This is a genomic window from Paracoccus suum (genome assembly GCF_003324675.1).
Taxonomy (GTDB): domain Bacteria; phylum Pseudomonadota; class Alphaproteobacteria; order Rhodobacterales; family Rhodobacteraceae; genus Paracoccus; species Paracoccus suum.
Genome location: NZ_CP030918.1, coordinates 2520087 through 2541716, shown reverse-complemented (window position 1 = coordinate 2541716; position 21630 = coordinate 2520087). Strand labels below are relative to the sequence as shown.

Annotated in this window: 22 protein-coding genes, 2 tRNA genes and 1 other RNA gene; 15 read left to right on the top strand and 10 right to left on the bottom strand. The window is 64.9% G+C overall.

Annotated elements, in window-relative coordinates:
• From DRW48_RS16485 to DRW48_RS12435, 3 genes are all read right to left on the bottom strand, one after another.
• Positions 1 to 2040: a glycosyltransferase gene (locus DRW48_RS16485; protein ID WP_199286100.1), complete on the bottom strand. Its 2040-nt coding sequence runs from the start codon at positions 2038 to 2040 to the stop codon at positions 1 to 3.
• 61 nt (positions 2041 to 2101) lie between these two features.
• Positions 2102 to 4486: a UDP-galactopyranose mutase gene (gene glf / locus DRW48_RS12440; RefSeq protein ID WP_199286099.1), complete on the bottom strand. Its 2385-nt coding sequence runs from the start codon at positions 4484 to 4486 to the stop codon at positions 2102 to 2104.
• A complete protein-coding gene (locus DRW48_RS12435) occupies positions 4483 to 5670 on the bottom strand; it encodes a glycosyltransferase family 4 protein (protein WP_114076703.1) in 1188 nt (395 codons plus the stop codon). The genes glf and DRW48_RS12435 overlap by 4 nt, the downstream gene beginning before the upstream one ends.
• Positions 5671 to 6387: 717 nt before the next feature.
• Between DRW48_RS12435 and DRW48_RS12430 the strand changes: the two genes are divergently transcribed.
• From DRW48_RS12430 to DRW48_RS12385, 11 genes are all read left to right on the top strand, one after another.
• The gene (locus tag DRW48_RS12430; RefSeq protein ID WP_114076702.1) at positions 6388 to 7620 is read left to right on the top strand and encodes a tyrosine-type recombinase/integrase; all 1233 of its coding nucleotides are present in this window, start codon (positions 6388 to 6390) and stop codon (positions 7618 to 7620) included.
• Between the two features lie 90 nt (positions 7621 to 7710).
• Positions 7711 to 7935, top strand: a complete 225-nt coding sequence (locus DRW48_RS16000; RefSeq protein ID WP_162784759.1) for a helix-turn-helix transcriptional regulator — start codon at positions 7711 to 7713, stop codon at positions 7933 to 7935.
• Positions 7932 to 8348, top strand: coding sequence for a helix-turn-helix domain-containing protein (locus tag DRW48_RS16130; protein WP_199286098.1), 417 nt, complete (start codon positions 7932 to 7934; stop codon positions 8346 to 8348). The genes DRW48_RS16000 and DRW48_RS16130 overlap by 4 nt, the downstream gene beginning before the upstream one ends.
• Positions 8349 to 8473: 125 nt before the next feature.
• Complete coding sequence (locus DRW48_RS12420; RefSeq protein WP_114076701.1) at positions 8474 to 9166, top strand: hypothetical protein; 693 nt, start codon at positions 8474 to 8476, stop codon at positions 9164 to 9166.
• 802 nt (positions 9167 to 9968) lie between these two features.
• The gene (locus tag DRW48_RS12415) at positions 9969 to 11507 is read left to right on the top strand and encodes a terminase TerL endonuclease subunit (protein ID WP_162784758.1); all 1539 of its coding nucleotides are present in this window, start codon (positions 9969 to 9971) and stop codon (positions 11505 to 11507) included.
• Positions 11507 to 11902, top strand: a complete 396-nt coding sequence (locus DRW48_RS12410; RefSeq protein ID WP_114076699.1) for an HNH endonuclease — start codon at positions 11507 to 11509, stop codon at positions 11900 to 11902. Before DRW48_RS12415 ends, DRW48_RS12410 begins: the two co-directional genes overlap by 1 nt.
• Before the next feature lie 12 nt (positions 11903 to 11914).
• Positions 11915 to 13174: a phage major capsid family protein gene (locus DRW48_RS12405; RefSeq protein ID WP_114076698.1), complete on the top strand. Its 1260-nt coding sequence runs from the start codon at positions 11915 to 11917 to the stop codon at positions 13172 to 13174.
• 4 nt (positions 13175 to 13178) lie between these two features.
• Positions 13179 to 13772: an HK97 family phage prohead protease gene (locus tag DRW48_RS12400; protein WP_114076697.1), complete on the top strand. Its 594-nt coding sequence runs from the start codon at positions 13179 to 13181 to the stop codon at positions 13770 to 13772.
• 4 nt (positions 13773 to 13776) lie between these two features.
• The gene (locus DRW48_RS12395) at positions 13777 to 14343 is read left to right on the top strand and encodes a hypothetical protein (RefSeq protein ID WP_114076696.1); all 567 of its coding nucleotides are present in this window, start codon (positions 13777 to 13779) and stop codon (positions 14341 to 14343) included.
• Entirely contained in the window at positions 14340 to 15395 is a 1056-nt protein-coding gene (locus DRW48_RS12390) for a phage portal family protein (RefSeq protein ID WP_114076695.1), read from the top strand. Before DRW48_RS12395 ends, DRW48_RS12390 begins: the two co-directional genes overlap by 4 nt.
• Entirely contained in the window at positions 15395 to 15904 is a 510-nt protein-coding gene (locus DRW48_RS12385; protein WP_162784757.1) for a hypothetical protein, read from the top strand. The genes DRW48_RS12390 and DRW48_RS12385 overlap by 1 nt, the downstream gene beginning before the upstream one ends.
• Positions 15905 to 15910: 6 nt before the next feature.
• Here DRW48_RS12385 and DRW48_RS12380 read toward each other — a convergent pair.
• Positions 15911 to 15987, bottom strand: a tRNA-His gene (locus tag DRW48_RS12380).
• 107 nt (positions 15988 to 16094) lie between these two features.
• Between DRW48_RS12380 and DRW48_RS12375 the strand changes: the two genes are divergently transcribed.
• Entirely contained in the window at positions 16095 to 16316 is a 222-nt protein-coding gene (locus DRW48_RS12375) for a DUF6324 family protein (protein WP_114076693.1), read from the top strand.
• Positions 16317 to 16330: 14 nt separating this feature from the next.
• On the opposite strand, the gene DRW48_RS12370 is transcribed toward DRW48_RS12375, so the two are convergent.
• Positions 16331 to 16810: an MmcB family DNA repair protein gene (locus tag DRW48_RS12370; protein WP_114076692.1), complete on the bottom strand. Its 480-nt coding sequence runs from the start codon at positions 16808 to 16810 to the stop codon at positions 16331 to 16333.
• Between the two features lie 106 nt (positions 16811 to 16916).
• Here DRW48_RS12370 and ssrS point away from each other — a divergent pair.
• Positions 16917 to 17071: non-coding RNA, 6S RNA (ssrS, locus tag DRW48_RS12365), on the top strand.
• A gap of 4 nt (positions 17072 to 17075) precedes the next feature.
• On the opposite strand, the gene DRW48_RS12360 is transcribed toward ssrS, so the two are convergent.
• The 5 genes from DRW48_RS12360 to DRW48_RS12340 all read right to left on the bottom strand — a co-directional run bounded on the left by DRW48_RS12360 (position 17076) and on the right by DRW48_RS12340 (position 20945).
• The gene (locus DRW48_RS12360; RefSeq protein ID WP_114076691.1) at positions 17076 to 17987 is read right to left on the bottom strand and encodes an AEC family transporter; all 912 of its coding nucleotides are present in this window, start codon (positions 17985 to 17987) and stop codon (positions 17076 to 17078) included.
• Positions 17988 to 18140: 153 nt separating this feature from the next.
• Positions 18141 to 18638 (bottom strand): transcription antitermination factor NusB, encoded by a 498-nt coding sequence (gene nusB / locus DRW48_RS12355; RefSeq protein WP_114076690.1) that lies wholly within the window; start codon positions 18636 to 18638, stop codon positions 18141 to 18143.
• Positions 18635 to 19192, bottom strand: a complete 558-nt coding sequence (locus tag DRW48_RS12350; protein ID WP_114076689.1) for a 6,7-dimethyl-8-ribityllumazine synthase — start codon at positions 19190 to 19192, stop codon at positions 18635 to 18637. The genes nusB and DRW48_RS12350 overlap by 4 nt, the downstream gene beginning before the upstream one ends.
• A 6-nt stretch (positions 19193 to 19198) precedes the next feature.
• On the bottom strand, positions 19199 to 20326 hold the full coding sequence (gene ribB / locus DRW48_RS12345) for a 3,4-dihydroxy-2-butanone-4-phosphate synthase (protein ID WP_114076688.1): 1128 nt from the start codon (positions 20324 to 20326) through the stop codon (positions 19199 to 19201).
• Positions 20319 to 20945: a hypothetical protein gene (locus DRW48_RS12340; RefSeq protein ID WP_241963262.1), complete on the bottom strand. Its 627-nt coding sequence runs from the start codon at positions 20943 to 20945 to the stop codon at positions 20319 to 20321. Before DRW48_RS12340 ends, ribB begins: the two co-directional genes overlap by 8 nt.
• Positions 20946 to 21025: 80 nt before the next feature.
• On the opposite strand from DRW48_RS12340, the gene DRW48_RS12335 reads away from it, so the two are divergent.
• On the top strand, positions 21026 to 21445 hold the full coding sequence (locus tag DRW48_RS12335) for a DUF1489 family protein (RefSeq protein ID WP_114076687.1): 420 nt from the start codon (positions 21026 to 21028) through the stop codon (positions 21443 to 21445).
• 110 nt (positions 21446 to 21555) lie between these two features.
• Positions 21556 to 21629 (top strand) — tRNA-Gly (locus DRW48_RS12330).
• The last annotated feature ends 1 nt before the right edge of the window (position 21630 follow it).

Sequence of the window (21630 nt, the reverse complement as noted above, 5' to 3'; positions counted from 1 at the left end):
CTACGCAGTGGCTTGACGAAAAAACGGCTGCGGGTTGGACCGCAGCACCTCCATGGTCACGAGGGCGCCGGTTTGGGCGGATTTGCCGATGGCGAGCGCGACGCGATGCGTCTCCAGCGCCTCGGCATAGGGGCATCTGATACGGTTCTCTTTCCCTTGGACGGCATCGACGAAATCGCGGTCCTCACGCCAGACGGGATCACCCTCGGCGTGACGAACCGGACGGCCGTGGCCGGTATCGATCATGATGTCATGATCGGTGATTTCCATGGCGAGCGCGTCGGCGAACACATGCAGCCCGACCCGGTGGTTCCAACGCAGAAGGCAGGTCGCGGCGAGGTTGGCGATGGTCCCCGAGGCAAAGCGCAGCGTCGCGGTGGTCGCGGTGGGCACCGTCAGACCAGCGAAATCGGCGCGATCGCGATGGCTGGAAAGGCCGAAGACGTCGGTCACGTCGCCAGCCAGAAACCGAGCGAGGTCGATGATATGCGTCGCCTGCTCGACTACCTGGCCGCCGCTTTCATCTTCGCGCCACCACCACTGCGGCGGGGGCGTCTGGTCCAGCCAGAAACCGGTCATCAGCTGGGCCGGGTTGACGGCCAGCTGCGCCCGCGCCTCATCCACCGTATCCAGGTAGCGCCAGTGATAGCCGACCGCGGTGATTAGTCCGGCGTCCTCGACCTCCGCGGCGATGTCCTCGGCTACCTTCAGGTCGAGGGACAGGGGCTTTTCCACGAAGAAGGGCTGCCCGCGCGCGATGCAGGCCCGCTCGGCTGCGCCATGGGCAAAGGGGGGCACGCAGATATAGACGGCGTCCAGATCACTTGCCTCGAGCATCGCCTGATGGTCGGCGAAGGCTTCGGCGCCAAAGCGGGCGGCGGCCTCGGCGGCCCGTGCGGCGTCCGGGTCGGCGATGGCGACAATGCGCACGTCCGGCATTGTCTCGAGAACTCCGAAGTGGCGGTGGGCGATGCCGCCCGCGCCGATAAAGCCGAGACGTGTCATGGTGGTATTGTCCTTCGTGTGGCCGTCCAGCAGGTCGGCATAGAGCCGGGCGGTATCCTCGCCCATGCGGGTTGCGGTGAAGTATTCGTGGAACCGCGCCTGTTGATGAACGGCGTTGCGTGCGGTTGCGTCAGGCGCGGCGAGGGCATCGGCAATGGCCTGCGCCAGTCCCGCGGCATCGCCCGGAGGGGCGAGCCCGGGGTGATCGTCGCCCAATGCCTCGATGATGCCACCAATGCGGCTAGCGACCACCGGCAGGCCGGCGGCCATAGCCTCGAGCACGACCAGCGGCAGGCCCTCAAATGCCGATGGCAGGACCAGCAGGTCCGCCGCCGCCATGAGCGCGGGCACATCGTTGCGGGTGCCAAGAAAGTCGATGTCGTCGAGAAGGCCCAGCGCCTCTGCATGTTTGCGCGCGGCCGCCTCGGTCTCGCCAGTGCCGACCAGTTGCAGGCGCAGGCCTGGGTGGTTGGCACGGAGGAGCGAAAAGGCGTCGATCAGGACGTCATGGCTCTTTTGCGGGCTGAATCGCGCGACGCAGAGCAGCTTGGCTGACGCGCCTGCCGCCCGCGGCTGGCGCGGTGCCAGATCGCCGGGCGGCAGTTCGCAGCCATTCGGAATTGAGTTCAGCGACATTTCCGGTGCGAGTTCGGCGAGGATCGGACGCCAACTCTCGGCCGCCGATTTGCTGACCGCGACAACGGCGTCCACGTCACGCAGCATGGCGGCGTAATCCGCTCGTTGCTGCGGATCGGTGATCAACCAGGGCAGGTGTTCGGTGCGCAGCACGGCCGCACCGTTGGCGCGGGCGGCGTGCACAAGGCCATGCCCCTCCCAGCCGATACCGGCATGGACATGGACCAGATCGGCCTGCGCCAGTGCATGCACCGCATTTCCCGGCCCATCGGCCGATAACACGCGCGCCCGCAGTCCCCGCGCCCTTGCCTCGTCGGCCAGGGCGCGGCCCTCGGCATGGTCGGGAAACAGCAGCGAGACGTGCCACTCCTCGCCCAGCGCGGCAGCCAGCGTCAGCATGTGACTGCCTACGCCCGATGGCGCCGGGCTGTCCGTCGCCAGAATGACGCGACGCGCCACCTCAGTCCCCGATGCCGACGCTCTCGACCGCGCGGGTCATCTGGGCGTCCAGTTGCGGGGCCAGCCGGCGATAGATCGACAGCGCCTGCCCCACCACCTGGTCCATGTTGTAATAGCGATAGCTGCCCAGTCGGCCGGCAAAGATGACGTCGGGCCGAGTCAGCGCCAATTCCTCATAGCGCTTGAACAGCGCCTGGTTTTCCGGGCGCGGGACCGGGTAGTATGGGTCGCCCTCGTCCGACGGGATTTCGTAGGTGATCGCCGTGCGGGGGTGAACCTGCCCGGTCAGGTGTTTGTATTCCGTGATCCGGGTGTAGGGCACGTCCTCGGAGGGGAAGTTGACGACCCCCACCGGCAGCAACCGCCGCTGATCCAGCGTCTCGTGCCGGAAGGTCAGGCTGCGGTAAGGCAGCTTGCCGAAGCGATGGCCGAAAAAGGCGTCGATCGGGCCGGTATAGATCGTCAGTGGCGCCAGATCGCGCGGCGGAAGGTCGTGGAAATCGGTTCCCAGCGCCAAGTCGATCAGCGGATGGTCAAGCATCGCCTCGAACATGCGGGTGTAGCCATGGGCCGGCATCGCCTGGAAACGGTCGGTGAAATAGCGATCGTCGGTGGTGGTCCGGGTCGGCACGCGGGCGGTCACCAACTTGTCCAGTTCGGACGGGTCGAGGCCCCATTGCTTGCGGGTATAGCCGCGAAAGAACGTCTCGTAGAGGCGCTCGCCGACGGCATTGACCACCACGTCGCGCGCGGTGCGGATTTCGGCCACCGGCTCTGCCTGCGCGGCGAGGAACGCCTCCACCTCGGCGTCAGTGGTCAGATCGAGGCCGTAGACGGCGTTTACCGTCGTCCGGTTGATCGGCATCGGCACGCGCATGTTGCCGAGGTCGGCCAGGACGCGGTGCTCATACGGTCGCCAGTGGGTGAACTGGCTGAGGTAGGCCACGACATCGTCGCTGTTGGTGTGAAAGATATGCGGACCATAGCGATGAACCAGCAACCCGGCCTCGTTCAGGTGATCGTAAGCATTGCCCCCGATATGCTCGCGCCGGTCCACAACAAGCACCCGCTTGCCTGAACCTTCGGCAAGGCGTTGCGCGAGCACCGAGCCGGCAAAGCCTGCCCCGGCGATCACAACATCATAGGCAGGGCTCTTGCCGCGGCGAATTCCAGGCGCGGGAAAGCGCGGCGGCCGCCTGCCCTGCGGCCCAAGGGCGGCGGCGGTGCGATGCCCTGCTGCCTCGCCCAGCAAGCGGTTCATGTGCCGGAAGGTGGCATCCCAGCTGAGCGTCGCCAGAACCCGGTCAGCCTCATTGCGCCATTCCCTGCTTTCTTTGCCCTGCAGCGCCGTCTCGATGGCGCCCGCGAAACCGGCGGCATCGTCCGCAATTCGCACCGCGGCGAGATCGCCGTAATGGCGCCGCACGTCCCGCACCGGGGTCGAGACGACCTGCAGGCCGGCCGCCAGATATTCAGGCGTCTTGGTCGGGCTGATGAACCGCGTCGCTTCATTCATCGCGAAGGGCATCAGGGCCACGTCCCAACCGCTCATATAGGCGGGCAGGTCGGCGTAATCGCGCGAACCGAGCCAGTGGATATTTGCCGCGCGCGGCAGTTCCGCCTCGGAGAGTTTGACGACCGGGCCGATCATGACGATCTGCCAATCGGGACGCGCGGTGGCCAGATCGCGGATAATACCGAGGTCCAGCCGCTCGTCGATCACCCCCGCATACCCGAGGCGTGGACCCGGGATGGCGGCTTGATCAGCGGGCTGGAGGGCCCCGCGGCGGGCCGTGGCGAAATGGGCCGCATCGACGCTCGACGGGAATGGATGAATATTGTCGTGCCGGTCGCGCTTTGCCTCCCAGATGGAATAGCCCCCCGTAAAGACGACGTCGGCCGCAGCCAGCAGATCTGCCTCGTTGCGGCGCAGATCGGGCGGGGCAAAGCGAAAGTTCGACAACTCGTCCATGCAGTCATAGACGACGGCTGTGGCCGGGACATGGCGGGCGATGGGCCACATCTGCGGGGTGTAGAACCACAGAACCGGCGGCCGCGCCGCACCGATCAGCCCCAGCATCTGGTCCAGAAGTCGAGCCAAGGTCCGCTCGGCCTCTGCCGCGCACTGTGTCCGCGGCACCCGCGGACGAATGGCCTGCACGGTCGTCCCATCGAAGGAATGAAATTCGAGATATGCCAGATGATGATCCGTCGGGATCATCTCTTCCCAGAAATATACGCGGCGATCAGCGGCGAAGCGGCGCATCAGGTGCTGGGGTCGTTGCAATACGAAATCCCAGCGTAGATGCGAAAAACAGATCAGCGGCGCATCGGACAGCGTGCCCTGGCTGCCCGCCAGTGCCTGCGCGGATAAAGCCTCGTTCATGCAATGTCCTTTCGGGTCTTTTCTGCACGCTTGTTCAGGGCATCGTTGATCAACGCCTCGAGACGCAAAATGGATCGTGGCCAGGTCCAGTTTTCCTGCACCACCCTGCGCGGGTCGAAGGTGTCGGCGCGCGACAGCAACACCTCGAGCGCCTGGGCAAAGTCGTCTTCTTGGGCGATCAGCCCGGTCTGCGGCGTGATGTACTGCCGCCCACAGACAAGACCGGCATTGGCGAGAACCGGCAATCCACCCAGCATGTACTCGGTCAGGATCGCCGGCGCGCCATCGTGGACCCCGCAGACGAGACCGACGCGCGCCCGGTTGATCAGGGCATTCACCTGGTCATGATCGACCGGTCCGACCCAGGTGATGTCCAGTCCGCGAGCTTCGGCCTCGGCCCTGAGGGTATCGGTCAATTCGCCATAGCCGACCACGCACAGGGCACGCGTGCCCGGACGGCGTGCGAGCGTGTCGAGCAGCAGGTCGTGGCGCTTGTAGCTTTGCGTTGCCGCGACATAGACGACATCAAATTCCTTGGGGGCGCCCGTCGGGTGAAAGGTTTCGTCCGACGCGAACTCCGGTCCTATGGGCAGGACCGCGCATAACGCCCCTGGGTGGCGGGCGCGGATCTCGTCGGATTGCCACTCGGCCCCCGTCAGGAAGAGGTCGACGTGGCGGCTGACCTCGGGCGGTATACGGATCGCCGGCGCGTCGATGGAATTGTAGATCACGACGCTGCCTGGGCAGGCATCCAGCAGCGCCTCGTTCACCCCCAAGCCCCAGATACAAAGAATGTCAGGCGCCCCATGGCGACGGACGTGGGCAATCGCATCCGCCGACCCATAGGGGGCGCCGTGGGCATCAGCGCGAAAACGGCGCCGTGTCAGGCCGCGCGGGGCCGGGAGTGAGATGACCGTCCGGCCGAGCGCAGTCGCGCTCTCGAACGGCCCTTTATCGCTACCGACAAAGCTCCAGACCTCGGCCGCGTCGGCGAGTCCATGTGCGACCGCCGCCAAGGGCAGCCGTTCAAGGTATCCGCCGACGACGCGCACGGCGCCGTTATCCGGCGTGATCGCTCGCGGCCGACTGTTCCAGAAAGCGGCGAAATCCGCCTCCGTCAGGGCGCCCGGCAGAGGAGGAACCTCGTCGCAGAAGTCCGAGATAGCTACGACGCGACGGGTCATCCTAGCCTCCCCGGACCAACAGACGTTCTGCTTTTGTTTGTATCGGCGTGGCTATGCACCATCACCCACCCGCGCAACTTGATGTTTGTAAAGTCGTTTGCTGGGAACTGCTTACCTTGCCCATCTGAGCGCGGTAAAAATTGTCCACCACCGCCAAAGAACGAGGTTCAAGCCGTTCGGTTCCCGAGCGCGACGCGCGCGAATGACGCATATGCGGGGCGTTGAGGCAGGAAAAATTCGACGGGCAGCGTGCGGGCTTCAGCGGCTCGCGGTGCTGTTATCGGGACAAGACGGCAGCACCACAGATGCCGGATACGCCCACCCTTCCCGCCGCCCTCGGTCCCGGCTGCAGTTCCGCAAAAGGTTGGTCTGAACCCAGCCTATGCGCAGATTGCGGCTTGCGGAAGGAACAAGCGCGATGGTGGAATTTTGAACCGCGAATAGTCGGGGACTGACGGCAACCGCCACTCGACCAAGCCGCGTCAGCACCGGCGAGACGCGAAACCCCGCATCATCTCACTTGGGAAAATGGTACCGCCTCCCCGGCTTGAACGGGGGACCTCTAGATCCACAATCTAGAAAATAGTCGGTTTGCTAGGGTTGGCGTTGGTTGGTGCTAATTGAAAACCCGTGCAAATGCTGACTTTTAGCTTGCGTTGCGATTGGCCGTGATTCAGGAGGATTGGTTACTATCTGCTTACACGCGGGAAACATCTAATGGCCGTCAAACTGAATCAATCTATTGTTCTGGCTCTGCCGGTGCCCGCTACAGGGCAGACGTTCACTTGGGACGCCTCCGTGAGCGGATTTGGCGTGAGAACGTCCTGCGGCGGCTCACAAGCATACATCGTCCAGAGCCGCCTAAACGGCAGGTCGCGGCGGGTTACCATCGGCCCTGTCAGCACAATGACGGTCGAGCAGGCGCGCAAACTGGCGAAGGTCGAGTTGGCGGCGATGGTACAAGGCCGTGACCGCAACGCGGAGAGGGCCGAGGCGAAGTCGCGGACCATCACGCTGAGCGGTGCGCTGGACCTGTACGTCACCGGACGGCAACTCAAGGACAGCACAATCAAGCAAGCGCGATACCATATCGCCAAGTATTTCGGAGACTGGCTCGGTCGGGAACTTGGACTTGTCAGCCCGGCCATGCTGGTGGCCCGCTTCGACAAGATCACGTGCGAGAACGGCCCTACCGTTGCGGCGGGGGCCTGCCGGTACTTCCGCGTGATCTATGCCCATGCTGCCGCACATACCGCGCGACCTGACGGCACCCCTACCCTGCGGATGAATCCGGCCGCACGACTCTCTGCCCTCAAGCGTTGGCACCGGCCCAGCCGCAAGCAAGGCGTCGTCCGACCCGGAGAGTTTCCCGCCTTCATGGCGACGGTGCTGGAAATGCAGGCAAGCGGTCTGGTCGATCACAGGGTGTTCGGCAGATACGTGGAGATGCTTGTCCGGACCGGCCTACGCCGGGGGGAGGCGGTCGGCCTAACGTGGAAAGACATCGACTTCGACGCTGGAACCCTGCGAGTGCCCGAGCCAAAAAATTACAAGCCGCACACCCTGCCGCTGACCGCCCGGATCGTGGAGTTACTTGTGGCGCAACGAGCGGACAGCAAAGGCCAGCACGTGTTCTGGCAGCCGGGTCCAAAAGGATCGGTCCCCGATCCGCGCAAGTCGTGGGCGCACCTGCGGGCCGAGGCCGGGCTAGATATCGGCGCGCACGATCTGCGGAGAACCTTCGCGTCGCTGGCGGACGCACTGGACCTAAGCGGGTTCACTCTCGCGAAACTGCTGAACCATTCCACGGCCTCTGGGGCGGGTTCGGTTACGGCCGGTTATGTGATCTCGGATCACGAGCGTTTACGAGGGCCAATGGCGAGGATTGGTGCCGAGATAGACCGCCTATCGCGCCCCCCTTGCATTCCCACCAATCGCGATCCAAGTTAACCAAAGCCGCACGACATGGAGGTCGGTAGGTCCTCCCCTTTCCGGGATAGCCGGGCGGGGGTTCGAGTCCTCCATTTGAAGGCATCCGTGATGGAAACCGTGTCGTCGTCGAACCTAATTAATGCAAAATCCGCAGCGGCAAGATTGGGCGTAACCGCTTGGTGGCTGGCCAATGACCGCATGATCGCAGGTCAGAGCGGAACACAGCCGAAAGTGCCCTTCGTTCGGTTGGGCGAGAGAATGATTCGTTATCGCGCCGCCGACATTGACGCGTATATAGTGAACAATCTGATTGGTCCGGAGGTGCAGAAATGAACCCCCGCCGCGATCCGAATGACCTGTTGAATACGAAAACGGCTGCTGCCTATCTAGGTATTTCGCCCAGATGGCTGTCGGTTGACCGACTTCATGCCGCCGAGGGTGGCGAGAGCCAGAAAGTTCCGCATGTTCAAATCGGGCCTACGGTTCGATATAAGGTGAGCGACCTCGACGCGTATCGGGCCACGGGCGCACTGAACTTCCGGCGCGGGAGAAAGCCCAAATGGCTCCAGAACGCGGAAACGTATTCCGAGGCCGAAGCGGGCGAAATTCTTGGGGTCGATCCGGTGGCGTTTCCGGACTTGAGGGCCTTCGTACGAGTGAAGGGCGGCAAGTCAGAGCGGTTCTACGTCAAAGAACAGGTCGATGCATTCAAGGCTCGCCGAGACTCCGATTCTCACGAAAGCTGAATGAAAAAGAGGGGGCCGCGCCGCAAACGCCGACCCCCTCCGATACCATCCAACTGGCAGGCTCAAAATTAGCTGACCGATACGGCAACTGCAAGGGCCTGCCCCCGATTAAAGGGGCAAAATCCATGTCCATTATGTCTGTAATTCCGCTGGGCCGGCCAGTGGACATTCCCGACACGGCACAGCCATCCAAGCGGTTACAAGCTTTCTGCGATTTGATCGCGGCTGAAGTTGCCGCGCACCCCTTCGAACTTGATGGTCGAATATGGGCCATGCTTCCCCGGAAAGAATGGGCCGTTCGGTTGCAGGTCGAGGTTAAGACAGTTTCGCGATTATCGCAGCAGGCTCCAATCGAACGGCTGGACACCGGACGAAAGGGCGCGAACGGCACTCCGGTGAGGATGCTGGCCCTGCGGGTCATGCTTCCCGGCGAGAAGCCGGTGGGTATGAGCCACCGACACATGGCGAACATCATGCGGAAGATGTTCGAAAGTAAGACCGGCCGGACGCTGGGCAACGCCAAGTGGGGAATGCTCAAGGGCCTAGCCGAGACGTGGCCGGAAGGGCATCAACTGACGATCTTCGCGGATGCGTTGGGCGAGTGGCCGTTCTACGCCGCCGGGGTGAAGGCCAGGATTGAGTTTGAGCGTGACGCATACGGTACCCCCGGCACGGTGCGCTTCTATCGCTATCCCTCCGTCAGCGTCATGCGACGGTGGCCCAATGCTGTGGCGGACGCTTACCTCACCCGATGGCAGAGCAAGAACTCGGGGAAAGGTCTGCGGCAGCCTTTCGACTATCACCACCGAAATGAATGACAGGCATTGCGAGGGCTGGCAGGCCGTCAGCCGAAATGTCCCTACCTATCCGTATCCAATGTTATAGTAGATACAGGGTTACTACTCTTCTTGTCAGGGGACAGGGAGGTTGGGACATTAGAGTAGTCACCCCTGCGGCCTGCGGCCTTGGGCTTTCGGGCAGAGAGGATTTCAGCTTAAGGAATTTCAGGAAAGTGAGACGTGGGTTCGAATACGAATATGTATCAGGCTATAGGGGAAGTACCCCCCAAAACCCCCCGCCCACGCTTCATTGCATGATCCCGACAATCCGTCTGTATTCGTGCAAGCGGCTGAGTTGGCTGAGCAGGAACGCAGGGCGAGTCCAGAGACCCCCGAATTTGCCCCGCTGACGGCCATTCCGGTATCTGGCCGAGGGTTGGATGCGGAAAACGAAAGCCCCCGCTCCACGGCCCGCATATTGCCTCTACGATAGTGGTGCTGGAAGTGACCCATTTGCGGCTGCATGACTTGTGTCACGACCTCCGAAATGCTGTGAGTAAGACTCTCCTTGTTCGGGATCAAAGGTGGGGGCGGGAACTGGACGACCCGCCCTCACCACCCCAAGGGTGAATGCACTTGTGCAACATGTTTGCGCTACCAGCCGAACTGGACTTCGTCACGCATTACGGAACGACCTAGGGGACTAGGGGACCCCTGCCCGGAAGAAGAAGGGGGTTTGCGTTCATCCGGGGTTGTTGTTGGCTTCCCCTATCTACAGCGCACTAGGACGACCTGAACGAAACTCACAGCCATGGAGGGCTTAACATGAATGAGGGCTCCCATGGCTGGCAAAATCCGGCTGCTGAGAAAACCGAAGCCCGCCACCGATCCGGTTGACGGGTTTTGCGCGTGGCTGGAATCCTCATTCGTATTTCCAGCGGGGCCACGGCGGGGTGAACCCGTAACGCTGTTGCCGTTCCAGAGAGCATTTGTCCGCGACGTGCTTGCCCGTGATGGTGCTGATCCGCTTTACCGGATGGCACTGTTTTCGACGCCAAGGAAAAACGGCAAGTCTTTCGTGCTGGCCTGTCTGCTTCTGGGCTTCATGTTGGAAGATAGCCCGATTGCCATTCCTTGCTGCAAGGTCGGACTGGCCGCCCCGACTTCCCGCCATGCCATGTTCATTTTCACCAGTGCGATGGACCTGCTGATTTCGGTTGGTCGGGAAGGTGAAGCGAGAATTGTCACGCATCCCCAGCCGGGCAGCCTGCGAATTGGTAGGGCAGTCTGCGACGTATATTCCGGTTCGAAACTGTCGGGGCATGGGGCCAGCCTCAATGTGGCAATCGTCGATGAACTTGGCCTTTTGCCTGACCGAAACGCGGGGCTGCTCGATAACTTCATGGACGCCCTCGCCATCGAGAACGGCCGTCTTTTGGCGACCGGGACCCGAGGCGCAAGCCGACTGTTCAACGAATTGCTGGACGAGCCGCCGCGTGGGGTTGTGGCCCACTGCTACGGACTTGAGCGCGACCAAGACCCCGGCGACCCTGCGGTCTGGGCGAAGTGCAACCCCGGCATGGGGGCGATCAAAAGCCAACGCTTCATGCGTGACGCGTGGGACAAGGCAAAGGCTTCGGGGGCAACGCGCGAGTTTCTGGCATGGAACCTCAATGCCCGGCTTACCCCGGCCCGCGAACTGCTGATCCCGTACGACCAGCTAACCGCCGCCTACGATCCGGAGGTTAAGCCGGTTGAGGGTGAACGGTGCTGGGTCGGCCTCGATTTGGGCGGGTCTGCGGCGCAGTCGGCGGCGGTAATCGCGTACGAGTCCGGCGTGGTCCGGCTGCTGGCAGCCTTCCCCGACCAGCCGATTGATCTGGCCGAGCGTGGGCGACGGGACGGCTGCGGCGACTTGTACCTGCGCGGACTGCGGGACGGCGACTTGATACTGACCTCCGGCAGCGTCACCGACATTCCCGAGTTTCTGGCGGAACTGGTCAAGCGCGTCGGGCCGCATGAAGTCGTATCGGTGAGTTCTGACCGATACCGCTCAAGCGAGTTATGGACCGCGCTGCGCCGTGCCGGGCTTAGCTGGAAAACTCGTTTCCGGGGCAGTGGCCCGCGCGACGGCAACGCCGACATTCTGGCGACGCGAAAGCTGTTCTTGGCGGGCAGCCTCAAGCTGCAACGGTCGCAACTTTTGGAAGGCGCATTGGCCGAAAGCGACGTGAAGGTTGCCACAACTGGCGCGGCGCAACTGGACAAGGCCAGCCGCATGAGCCGCATCGACCTCGCCCAAGCACTCGTGCTGGCCTGTAGCGCGCTGCTGGAAGCCCGCGAGGCCGTCGCTCCGACCTATTCGGTGGAGGTGATCTGATGGCCCGCCGCGATCCTCTGCCCCGCACACAACGCATCCTGCAACTGAGCGCATGGCGTCGGGACGTACGCGCGCTCGTCGCCTTGCGGGCGGCCTTCCGCTGCGAGCATTGCCACGGCTTCACCGGCATGGATGGCGAGTGCGACCACATCGTTAGCCGCCGGAAGCTTGCCGAGACCGGCGGCAGCCCGTGGGACACAGCGAATCTGCAATGGCTCTGCCCCGGCTGCCACAGCCGCAAGACGGCTGCCGAGCGCCGGGCAGCACGACCCCAGCGGCCCCGTTCAACCCTACACGCCCGCGCCCCCATAGCCGGCCGCGAAGCCTTTTTGGCGGCGGCGGGCTTTCCCGCACCCGACCAGCCCCCCAGCCCCGCCCCTGTCATCGTCATCTAAGGAATTACGACCATGCTGAAGTCCCAGAGCATCCAACTTGCCCAAAGCCACCGCCGCGAAAAAATGGCGGCGATTCAGAAAGCCGAAGGCGATCCGTCTGACGACCAGATTGCCGAGCTTCGTACCCTCGCCGACGCGTACGAGCGGGGCGAAGTCGAATATCGCGCGGCCGTTCTCACGGAAGAAAGCGACCGGGCCACGATCCGGGCCGAGGACAAAAGCGAGGACGCTTTCCAACGTGAGTGCCGGGCGTTCAGCCTCGCCCGCGTGGTCGAACGTGCCGAGTCCGGCCGGATGCTAGACGGCCGAGAAGCCGAGGTATCGCAGGAACTCGAAAAGCGGCAGGGTGCTGCCAAGCAAGGTGGCGTCATCGTTCCGTGGGCTGCGCTGGAAACCCGCGCCGACGCCGTGGTGACGACTGCCACCGACGACAACCTGACTTCGCGTCCGGTGATCGGGCCGCTGGAACGCATCTTTGCTGATAGCGCCGCCAAACGTTTTGGCTTCGATATTCGCAATGTCACTGGCCGTCCGACCTATCCCGAGATTACCGCTGGCGCGACCCCGACTTGGGTTGCCGAGGGTGCCGGGACCGATGCCCAGAATATCGCCACCCTGACCCAAGCTGCCGTCATGCGGACGGTGACGGCGCGCTACCTCATCACGCGGCAGGCGACGAAAGAGAACCCGGCGTTGGAGGACACGCTGCGGCGCGATCTGGCGGGGCTGATCTCGGCGGAACTGGACCGGGTGGCCTTCCAAGGACAGGGCGGCCTTGAGCCGGTCGGGATTCTGAAGCGTCTGACAGACGCGGGCCGGGTGCAGAATGTCGGTGCCAAGGCATCGTTCGGTACGCTGCTGGCGGCGGCTGTGAGCCTGTGGGAGACTGCCGGGCTGGCGGGACCGGACAAGGTAAAGATCGCTGGCGCGCCTGTGCTGTTGCAGACCACCGCCGACGATCTGGTGAGCGGTACGGCCGTATCGTCCTTCGACCGCCTGAAGGCCGCGTTTGGAAGCCCGATCTTCTCGCCCCAAGTCAGCCCGACCGCAGCGCGGGATGCCACTGGAAAGGGTCGCAGCACGGTTGTCGTAGGTGCCCCCGAGGGGCTGGCGCACATCCTGCTCTGGGGCGCGCCTGAGATTCTGGTTGATCCTTACAGCGAGTCCAAGACGGGCAAGATCGCGATCACAACTTTCGCCTTCGCGGACGTGATCGTGCAGCGGGTTGCGACCCACTTCCTCGCGCTGACCAACGTTCAGGATCGGGCCTGATCCGATGACCGGGGCGATATCTCACGTCTATCCGGTTGAGGGGCTGGAAGTGCGGCAGCAAGGGGGGCGTCCGACGATCTTCGGGCGCTTCCCCTATAACTCGCTCGCGACCATGAGTGACCGGGGTACCGTCCGCAAAGAGACGATCAAGCCGGGGGCCTTCGGCTTTGCCATTGGCGATCTCACACGCGACATTCACCTGCTGCTCGGACACGACTTCAACCGGCCTCTCGCCAGTCGCAAGGCAGGTTCCCTGACGCTTCAGGACACAGATGACTTCCTTGAATTTGTCGCCTCGATCCCCGAGGGCGCAGACCGCGCATCCCACGTCACCGACGCCTTGGCGATGCTGGGGGCGGGCCTGATTGCGGGGGTGTCACCCGGATTCCGCGTGCCCCCTTCGGACGTGGTGCCGGATGCGGAAAAGCTGGTGCCCGAACCCGGCAACCCCCGCGTGATGATCCGGCAGCTATTCAAGCTTGTGCTGTTCGAACTCTCCCTCGTAACCCGCCCCGCCTACGAACAATCGCGGGCCGAGTTGCGGGCGCTGGACACGAACCCGACACGCCCGCCCGCGTGGCGGAATTACATCTGGTGACCCCATGCACGGCATTACGTTTCTGCAAGTCGATTTCTCGCCCGGCCCGGTTCCGGCGGTTCCTGCCGCCAGCGACATTGCCCTAGAGGCTGGGGCATCTCTGGACCTTGCCACAGCGTTCCTGGGGGCGTCGTGGGAGATGATCGAGAACTTCACGGGACGCTGCTACAGGGCTACCGCCGCTGGCACAGTACTGGTCGAAGCCAGCGAGCCGATGACGTACGTGTGGCCGAGGTTTCCCTATCCGGCGATTGTTACGGCCGAGAGGTGGGACGAGGGGTCACAGACGTTCCAGCCCGACACCTGCCGCTACATGCACGGGCGCTGCACCTTTGGCGGCGGCACTCTCTACAGGCTGACGCAAGCCCCTACCCCTGCCCCGGTGAGCATCCCGGAGTGTGTCCGGCGGGCGGCGGCGAACCTGACGCTTTATCAACTGATCCACCAGCCCCAGAGGCGCGAGTTTCGCAGTCAGACCATGGCTGACGTGACCCTGACGCGCGAGGCGGTTCAGGGGCTGTTTTACGGGTCCGGGGCGGGGGCGCTTCTGGCTAGCGAGGTGCGGCGATGAGGTGGCCTTGGCAGACCCCAGAGGTCGAGACGCGATCCACGCCCGTGGTGACGGCGCAGTACATCGACGCGCGGCGAGGCATTGCCGTGGCTGGCGACACGACCAGCCTGTCCGCGACCGTGGGCACCTGCGCTGGTATCTGGTCGCGGTCCTTCGCCATGCTGGTGCCCGACCCGGTTGACGACCTCACACCCGACATTCTCGCGGCTGTAGGGCTGGACCTGTTTTTCCGGGGCGAAAGCCTCTGGCACATCGGGCTGGACCAGTCCCGCCTCACCCTGCGGAGGGCGGCTAGCTGGTCGGAGTATGCCGGGGGCCGTTACAGCCTCGCCCTCTCGACGCCGGGCGGTAGCAAGACGGTGCGCGCCCTTGAGGATGAAGTGGTCAAGCTGACGATCAACGCCGCCCCGGAAAGCCCGTGGCGGGGAAGGTCCCCCCTCGCGCTGATGGGCTTGTCAGCCTCCCTGCTGGCTGACCTTGAGCAAACCGTGTCATCCGCGCTGCCCTATACGGGCAAGGGCTTGCTGCCCATTCCAAGCACGGTGCCTGAGGACCAAAAGACCACGGCGCTACAGGGGCTAAGGCACGGCTCGCTGGCGGTCGTGGGGTCGAAAGAGGACTTTGGGCATCACACGGGCGGCAGCCGGTCAGAGTTTAAGCGGGTCGAACTCACGCCCGATCTGTCCGGGGTCCCTCTGGTCGAGACGACCCGCGACCTTCACGAGCGTGTCCTTGCGGCTGCGGGGGTTCCGCCAAGCCTGTTCACGGCGTCGGGCAACGCTGGCGCATCCCGAGAAGCCCTGCGCTTGTTCACGACCCTGACGCTAGACCCGCTGGCGAGGGCAATCACGCCCGAACTGGCCCGCAAGATCGGGGTGACCCGGCTTGGCCTGCAAGACCTCGCCACGGCTGACACGGCGGGCCGGGCGCGGTCGGTGAGTAGCCTCGTGCAGTCAGGGGTGCCCCTCGCCACGGCCATGTCGCTGGTCGGCTGGGACAACGTTGACCTGCCCGAAGGCGCGTCGAAGCCGATCAACTCCGGGGGCGAGTGATGCAATCACGTCTGTTCATGGCCGCGTGGCGGGCTGCCCGACAAAATCCCGCATGTCAGCCTGCGGCGCTGTTCCATGTCATGCGGGACGCTCAAGGAGCTGCCACAGTCGAGGCGGACGGCAACTTTAGCTTTGAGTACCTCTGCGGGTGCTATGCCGTCTTCGATAGCGCCAGCGACGGAAGCAGCTTTCAGGGTGTCACCGGCATCTATACGTCAGACCTCAAGGTCATCGTGATCCCGGACGCCGTGAAGGTGCAGCCGCTCACCCTGCCCGACCTTGGCGGCACCTTACTCCTGCGGCTGAGCAAGCCTCGCCAGCCCTTCCCGATGCTCACGCTGCTGCGGTCGAGGATCGGAACCGATGGGCTAGGGGTGACGCACAAATTCCTCGGCGTGCCTGCGGCATCCGATGGATTCGGCGGCATCAGTGCCGAGACCCCCGCATCTGCTTACGCATCGCTTACACAAGCTTTGGCGCAGGTGGACAAAGATGGTCTAACTTACTGATTTTGTTGGTACCGCCTCCCCGGTTTGAACGGGGGACCTCTAGATCCACAATCTAGCGCTCTAACCAACTGAGCTAAGGCGGCACGGGACCGGGCATTACCGCCTCTGCGCAGGCGATGCAAGGGGCGCGCTTGCCCCGGCTTAAACGTCCCGTTACCAGAATATCGACAGCACCGGGAAAGAAATCCAGATGGGTATCAACCGCGAAAGCGATATCTCTGCCAGCCTGCAGATCGGTCCGACCGACCAGGGCATGGTCCGAATCTATGTGGAGGGCGAGGGGATCGAACTGCCGCTCGACTTCGAACCCGAGGAGGCGGCCGAGATCGTCGAGGAACTGCAGGCCGCGATCGAGGCGGCACAAGCGCTGAGCGCGGGGCCGAAGGGCGGTCCAAAGGGCCGAAAGGGCTGAACTGGCCCCCTGCCCTAGCTTCCCGACCAACCCGTAGGATCCAGCATCGCCTGCACGCGCCAAGCGGCGACCCGGGCAAAGTCGCGCGTCAGACGCGTGCGCCGCGCCGCCGCCAGCCGCGTGAGGGGCGCCGGGCGAACCAGTTCGGCGGCATAGGCATCGGCCACGATCAGGCCGCTTTCCTCAGGCAGCAGAGCGGTCGGGAAATGGCAGTCGGTGGCCCAGAAAAAGCGGTCGCACCACTCAAGGTAACCCTGCCACTTTCGGTCAGCCAGAAAATCGGCGCGGCAGCTCTTGCACTCGATGATCCAGACCTCGCCCGCTGGGGTCAGGGCCATGACATCGACCCGCAGGCCCGGGATCGGGACGAATTCGGTCAGCGCGGCGTGATGCATCTCGCGCATCAACCGGGTGACGCCGCGGGCAAGGCGCTGACCGGCCTCGCGCGGCAGCGCCGGGTCGTCGGGGACGGGGTTTGCTGCGGTCACTGGCATGGCGCCAAATTGAACGAAACGTAAACATCGTGCAAGCCCGCGGACGGCCCGTATCGCGGCTACCCCTTGATCGACAGGGCGTGCCGTCCTATTTCTGGTCGCAGGCGGGTTTCTGCTCTTCTCGTGTTCGGCCTTTTCCCAGTGGCCTATAAATATTCCGAGGGTGCTGGCTCTGGCGAGGTCCTGGCCTCGTTACCCGGCGCCCACCTGGTACGCCAGGCTCTCGGGATTTCGCGCCGACACGGTTGCATCGGTTCCCGCCGCCTCATCCCTGAAAATGCAGTGCCAGCACCATCCAGACGGGCAGCGTCAGTGCGGCCGCGATGGTGCCCTGCGCGATCAGAGTGGCAACAGGGCGCGGGTTGGCGCCAAAGACCCCGGCAAGGACATGCGCCGAAGGCGCGGTCGGCAACGCCGCGATCAGCAACAGGACCGCGCGCTGATCGGCCGGCAGGCCGAGTACCAATCCCAGAACCAAGGCCGCAAGCGGCAGAGCCAGCAGCTTGATCGCGACGAAAGCTGCCTCGCGGGGGCGCGGGCGATGCAGCGCCTGCCAATCGAGGGTCGCGCCCATTGACAGCAGCGCCATCGGGATCGCCGCATCGGCAAGGCGTTGCGCCATGGCCATCAACGGCCCCGGTGGATGCAGGTCCAGCAGGCCGACCGCGAGGCCGGCAAGACTGGCCAGCAGGAACGGGTTCAACGCCACCCGCAGCAACGTCGCCCCGAAACCAAGGCCGCCGCCACGCGACAGCACTGTCACCGCCAGCAGATTCGAGATCGGCACCCCTGCCCCGACCGCGACCCCCATCAAGCCCTGGACCCGGTCCGGGAACGCGGCGACGGCAACAAAGGCCAGCGGCGTGCTGAAGCGCCAGCAGGTTTGCCACTGTCCGGCAAAATCCAGCCGTGCCTGCGGGCCGGCGTTCGGCATCAGCAGCATGCCCGCCAGCAGCCCGATCCCCGCGAGCGCCCAGATCGACAAACCTATCGTGCCGAGATCCGCGAGCGAGGCAGGCCGCCGTGCCGCCGCCAGAAACAGCAACGCCGGCAGCAGCAGGTCGAAATTGATCCGGTCGATTCCGCGCCACACCTCGGCGCCAGTGCGCCGCACCAGCCAGCCTCCCAGCGCGATCAGCGCAAGATCCGGCAGCAATGTCGCGAGAACGATCAGCATTGCGGCGGCTTAGCCCGCGGCGGGATGACGCGCCAGTGGCCAGAGAAGAGGCGAGCAGCACACGTCGGAATGGACTTGATTGGTGACCAGGGGACGCCACACGTCAGAAACGCAGTCGAGCGGGGGAATGGGCAGATCAAGGCGGCGGGCCGATCAGGCCCCGAATGCCTCGGGCCTGGCGGCGCGCGCGACCTGGTCGAGGACTGCGTTCACCAGCTTGACTTCGGGGCCCTCGGCAAAGAATGCCTCGGCCACCCGCATGTATTCCGAAATGACCACGCGTGACGGCGCCTTGGCCGCCATCAACTCGGCGCCAGCTGCACGGAACACCGCGCGCAGGACCGGGTCGATCCGGTCGAGCGGCCAGCGGTCGACGAGCGCACGGTCGGTCATCTGGTCGATCCGCGCCTGCCAGGTAACAGCATCGTCGAGGATGCGGCCGAACAGCTCTTCGTCCGCCTCGGGCGATTCAATGCCCGGCCCATCGGCGTCGGGCGCGGCGATGCGCCAGTGGCGAAACTCGGTCTCGACACGCTCGGCCGACTGGCCGGCGGCCTCCATCTGGAACAGGGCCTGCACGGCGTAGATGCGCGCGGCGCTGCTGCGCCGCTGGATGCGGGCTCGGCGCTCTGACTGGTCGGGTTGGCTCATGAACGGCTGCTTCCGTCCAGATCGACCGCCAAGCGGAACGGGTCGCGGTGCGCCGCCGGGCGTCGGTCGGGACGCCCGGACTGGCCCTGCCAGCGGCGGCCGAGCGCCACCAGATGCAGCGCCGCCGCGGCCGCGCCGCCACCCTTGTTCTGGCCGTCCGGTGCCGCGCGCACAGCGGCCTGGTCCATGTTCTCGACCGTCAGGATGCCGTTGCCGATGGCAAATCCGGCCAGCCCCAGTTCCGTCAGCCCGCGCGAGCTGTCATTGCAGACAGTGTCGTAATGCGTCGTCTCGCCGCGGATGACGCAGCCAAGCGCGACATAGCCATCATAGCGCTCAGACCGCGCTGCGATCGCGATTGCGGGCGGGATTTCCAGCGCCCCCGGCACCTCGATCAGGTCAACCGAGGCGCCCCCATCGGCCGCCATGGCACGCGCGCCGGCAATCAGATCGTCCGCGATGCGGCGGTAGTAGGGCGCGCAGACGATTAGCAGCCGCACCGGTCCGTCGATCCGGGGCAAGGGCAGGCTGGTATGCTCGGCAGTCTCGGCCATGCGGCGTCAATCCTTGGGGTCGGTCTGAGGTATAGGGCGGGTGGAATGGATGGAAAGCCCGTAGGCGTCAAGCCCGACCACGCGGCTGCGATCGGTATTGCTGAGGACGATCAGCTCGGACAGGCCGAGCGCCGACAGGATCTGCGCCCCGACGCCATATTGCCGCAGCACCTGGGGCGAGACCTCGCCCGGCCGGGTGACGCGCGGCTCGACATCACGCAGCAGGACCACCACGCCACGGCCCTCCTCAGCGATCATGCGCATGGCTTGCGGCAGATCCCCGGCCGAGGGGCGCGCGATCCCGAGCACGTCGTGCATCGGATCGAGGGCATGCATCCGCACCATGACCGGGCCGGGCGCAGTCAGATCGCCGCGGGTCAGGACCAGATGCTCGGCGCCATGCGTCTCGTCGGCAAAGATACGCATCATCCAGTCGCCGCCATGGGCCGAGGTGACGCGCGCCTGCCCGCGCTCGGCAATCAGGTTGTCATGGCGGCGACGGTAGGCGATCAGGTCGCTGATCGTGCCGATCTTCAGGCCGTGCCGCTGGGCAAAGGCGATCAGGTCGGGCAACCGGGCCATGCTGCCGTCGTCCTTCATGATCTCGCAGATCACGCCCGAAGGGTTCAGCCCGGCGAGCCGGGCGATATCGACCGCAGCCTCGGTATGCCCGGCGCGCACCAGCACGCCACCGTCACGGGCGCGCAGCGGAAAGACGTGGCCAGGGGTGGCGATGTCTGCCGCGCCATGCGCCTGGTCGATAGCCACGGCGACGGTCCGGGCGCGGTCATGGGCGCTGATGCCGGTCGTGACCCCCTCACGTGCTTCGATGGACAGGGTAAAAGCTGTCTCGTGCCGGCTGGAGTTGCGCGGCGACATGAGCGGCAGGCCGAGGGCGTCGATGCGCGCCCCCGGCAGGGCAAGGCAGATCAGCCCGCGGCCATAGGTCGCCATGAAGTTGATCGCATCCGGCGTCGCCATCTGCGCCGGTATGACCAGATCACCCTCGTTCTCGCGGTCCTCGTGATCGACAAGGATGAACATCCGGCCGTTGCGGGCGTCCTCGATGATGGACTCGATGTTCGAGATGGCATCGGACCAGTCCCGCTCCACCGGGCCGGGCTGTTCAAACATGGCAAGCCTCCGCAAAATATGTCTCGCCCGGCAGGAAGGCGGCAAGGCCCCCTGCCCCGGCCATTTCAGCCTCGTGATCGGTCGCGCCGATCAACAGCACGGCATCACCCGGCAGCCCTTCGCGAGCCAGCCAGTTTTTCATTTCGGTGCGCATCGCGCCCCAGCTGGCGCCGAACGGCGGCAGCGCCCGGGCGCTGGCAAAGGTCGTGCCGTCTAGCGCAAGTCTGTCCGCAAGGCTGTTGGGGCTGAGGCCCGGCGCGCACCCCAGATCACGGCGGACGGCGAGGCGCGCGAGCGTACCAGCCCGGCCGGCCGCCAATCGGTCGGTCTGGCGGAACAGTCCCAAACCGTTGGACGAGAACAGGAAGGCCACCAGATCGCACCCGGTGCTCGCTCGAACCCCGGCATAGGTCTTGTAGGGCAGGCCCAGCGCCTTGGCGCGGCGGACCTGCAGCCGCACCACCTCGATCGGCAGATTCGGCAACAATTCGGCCCGCGCGTGCCGCCAGCAGGTGGCGCGCCACGAGGCCCCGGCGGTCGCGGGACCGCGGTTGTGACCGGCGGCGGGGGGCGGAAAATCGCTCATGGCGAAGGGATAGCGGATGAGGCCGCCCGGCACCAGTGGATGCCGGAAGGCTCGCAGCGTCCGGCAGGCCCTGCGCCCTTGTCCGCCCTCGCCCCGGTCCATAACTTGCGACCATGACCCAGCACCTCAACCTGATGAAACTTTGCGTCGGCTGCGGCTCGCCCGGCGAGCTGGAACAGTGGCAGCGCCGCTTTGGCGAGGGGCCGGCAGAACATGTCACCCGCATGTGGCCGACACGCGAGGCGGAACTGCTGGCCGGGGGGTCGATCTTCTGGGTGTTCAAAGGGGTGATGCTGGCCCGCCAGCGGCTGCTGAGGCTGGACGAGCGCACAGGCACCGACGGCATTCGCCGCTGCGCGCTGATCCTTGACCGGCGGGTGGTGCGCACCTCGGCCATGCCGCGCCGCCCGTTCCAGGGCTGGCGCTACCTCAGGCAGGCCGATTCCCCGCAGGACGTGTCCGAGGAGCGCGCGGCCGAGCCGGTGCTGCCGCCGCATCTGTTGCGCGAGTTGGCCGAGATGGGCCTGCGCTGACGCGTCGCAGGTGCGCGGCGTATTTCGTCGGGAAACGCGCTGGTGCGATTTGCGGATCAGATTGCCCGTGCGCTTGACCGGCGCGGCGCGGGACCTTAGTCAGGGCGCGCGCGGGTGTAGCTCAATGGTAGAGCAGAAGCTTCCCAAGCTTACGACGAGGGTTCGATTCCCTTCACCCGCTCCAT

Coding starts and splice junctions, on each gene's coding strand:
- glf (WP_199286099.1), bottom strand. CDS start 4,486: ATGAACGAGGCTTTATCCGCGCAGGCACTGGCGGGCAGCCAGGGCACG.
- ribB (WP_114076688.1), bottom strand. CDS start 20,326: ATGTTTGAACAGCCCGGCCCGGTGGAGCGGGACTGGTCCGATGCCATC.
- DRW48_RS16000 (WP_162784759.1), top strand. CDS start 7,711: ATGGAAACCGTGTCGTCGTCGAACCTAATTAATGCAAAATCCGCAGCG.
- DRW48_RS12370 (WP_114076692.1), bottom strand. CDS start 16,810: ATGCCAGTGACCGCAGCAAACCCCGTCCCCGACGACCCGGCGCTGCCG.
- DRW48_RS12390 (WP_114076695.1), top strand. CDS start 14,340: ATGAGGTGGCCTTGGCAGACCCCAGAGGTCGAGACGCGATCCACGCCC.
- DRW48_RS12395 (WP_114076696.1), top strand. CDS start 13,777: ATGCACGGCATTACGTTTCTGCAAGTCGATTTCTCGCCCGGCCCGGTT.
- DRW48_RS16130 (WP_199286098.1), top strand. CDS start 7,932: ATGAACCCCCGCCGCGATCCGAATGACCTGTTGAATACGAAAACGGCT.
- DRW48_RS12420 (WP_114076701.1), top strand. CDS start 8,474: ATGTCCATTATGTCTGTAATTCCGCTGGGCCGGCCAGTGGACATTCCC.
- DRW48_RS12385 (WP_162784757.1), top strand. CDS start 15,395: ATGCAATCACGTCTGTTCATGGCCGCGTGGCGGGCTGCCCGACAAAAT.
- DRW48_RS12435 (WP_114076703.1), bottom strand. CDS start 5,670: ATGACCCGTCGCGTCGTAGCTATCTCGGACTTCTGCGACGAGGTTCCT.
- DRW48_RS12375 (WP_114076693.1), top strand. CDS start 16,095: ATGGGTATCAACCGCGAAAGCGATATCTCTGCCAGCCTGCAGATCGGT.
- nusB (WP_114076690.1), bottom strand. CDS start 18,638: ATGAGCCAACCCGACCAGTCAGAGCGCCGAGCCCGCATCCAGCGGCGC.
- DRW48_RS12350 (WP_114076689.1), bottom strand. CDS start 19,192: ATGGCCGAGACTGCCGAGCATACCAGCCTGCCCTTGCCCCGGATCGAC.
- DRW48_RS12335 (WP_114076687.1), top strand. CDS start 21,026: ATGACCCAGCACCTCAACCTGATGAAACTTTGCGTCGGCTGCGGCTCG.
- DRW48_RS12400 (WP_114076697.1), top strand. CDS start 13,179: ATGACCGGGGCGATATCTCACGTCTATCCGGTTGAGGGGCTGGAAGTG.
- DRW48_RS12405 (WP_114076698.1), top strand. CDS start 11,915: ATGCTGAAGTCCCAGAGCATCCAACTTGCCCAAAGCCACCGCCGCGAA.
- DRW48_RS16485 (WP_199286100.1), bottom strand. CDS start 2,040: ATGCTGACGCTGGCTGCCGCGCTGGGCGAGGAGTGGCACGTCTCGCTG.
- DRW48_RS12415 (WP_162784758.1), top strand. CDS start 9,969: ATGGCTGGCAAAATCCGGCTGCTGAGAAAACCGAAGCCCGCCACCGAT.
- DRW48_RS12360 (WP_114076691.1), bottom strand. CDS start 17,987: ATGCTGATCGTTCTCGCGACATTGCTGCCGGATCTTGCGCTGATCGCG.
- DRW48_RS12430 (WP_114076702.1), top strand. CDS start 6,388: ATGGCCGTCAAACTGAATCAATCTATTGTTCTGGCTCTGCCGGTGCCC.
- DRW48_RS12410 (WP_114076699.1), top strand. CDS start 11,507: ATGGCCCGCCGCGATCCTCTGCCCCGCACACAACGCATCCTGCAACTG.